Source organism: Zooshikella harenae, from assembly GCF_018837975.1.
In the GTDB taxonomy this organism is placed as follows: domain Bacteria; phylum Pseudomonadota; class Gammaproteobacteria; order Pseudomonadales; family Zooshikellaceae; genus Zooshikella; species Zooshikella harenae.
In genome coordinates, this window is the sequence record NZ_JAGSOY010000334.1 from 1 (window position 1) to 658 (window position 658).

The window sequence follows — 658 nt, forward strand, 5'->3', positions numbered from 1 at the left end:
TACCTGGCTCATCGCTTCCGCAATTTGCTCATACTGCTGTTCAGGTTTTAATTTCCCCAGCCATTGCGCATTAAGGCCTAATTCGGCGAGCGCATTTTTCGCTTCGCCTGTGCCTTTGGCGGCTTCCGCAACGCGTCTCACCATTCGTTGCGTACCCAGATTAAATTGCTGTACGGATACCCCTGAACGCTCAGCGGCATATTGAAACTCCTGCAGGGCTTCAATGCCTATACCTAATTTGTCAGCGGTTTTGGCAATAGGATCGAGTCGGTTAGCGGTCCAGGCGGATAAGCCAAACGCGGCGGTAGCACCACCGGCTAATACCCCTGCGCCTCGTTTAATGCTGGCTGCCACTTTGCCCACACCAGGCATCAGTTTGGTGCCGAACTTCTGCAAGGCGGCTTTCCGTTGTAGTTTCTTCTGCGCGCGCGCCAGGTTATTCACTTCAATCCCGTATTGTTTGGCTGAGCGCTTAGCTGACCGATACTGACGCTCAACGTTTTTAATACCTTCGGCTAAACGGCGAGATGAGTGAGTGGTATTGGCTTGTTTGGCTTTCAGCTCGGCCAGTTTATTTTTGTATTTATTAAGCGCTTTAACCGCCGCCAATTGCTTATTGGTTTCTCGATAGGCCTTACCCAACTTCGCCGCTGAGGCT

At 51.5% G+C, this 658-nt stretch carries 1 protein-coding gene; it reads right to left on the minus strand.

The features are described from left to right. Positions 1 to 658: hypothetical protein (locus KCG35_RS25985; protein ID WP_215822811.1), on the minus strand; the 658-nt coding region annotated here is incomplete at both ends.